1 protein-coding gene is annotated in these 313 nt (G+C 75.4%); it reads left to right on the top strand.

From position 1 onward, the window contains the following. The coding region (gene ygfZ, locus DEIPI_RS0103785) for a CAF17-like 4Fe-4S cluster assembly/insertion protein YgfZ (protein WP_045233593.1) at positions 1-313 on the top strand (313 nt) is incomplete at both ends.

Raw genomic sequence — 313 nt, forward strand, 5'->3', positions numbered from 1 at the left:
CGTCGCGGACCCCGTGCGCGACCGCTGGCAGGGGAGCCTCCTGCAGGAGGTCGGCCTCGACGACGCCATCTCGTACCGCAAGGGCTGCTACGTCGGGCAGGAGATCATGGCGCGGCTCGAGGCGCGCGGCAACACCCGTCACCGCCTCGCGGCGCTCGAGGGGCGGGATCTGCCGTCCTTCGCGGAGGTCCGCGCGGGCGAGCGCGTCGTGGGCGTCACGGGGCACTCCGTCGGGGAGCGCGTGCTGGTGAAGCTCCGCAAGGACGTGGAGGTCGGCGCCGAGGTGGACGCGGGCGGCGTGAGCGCGCGGGTG

Origin of the sequence: Deinococcus pimensis DSM 21231 (assembly GCF_000519345.1) — a bacterium.
GTDB classification, from domain to species: domain Bacteria; phylum Deinococcota; class Deinococci; order Deinococcales; family Deinococcaceae; genus Deinococcus_A; species Deinococcus_A pimensis.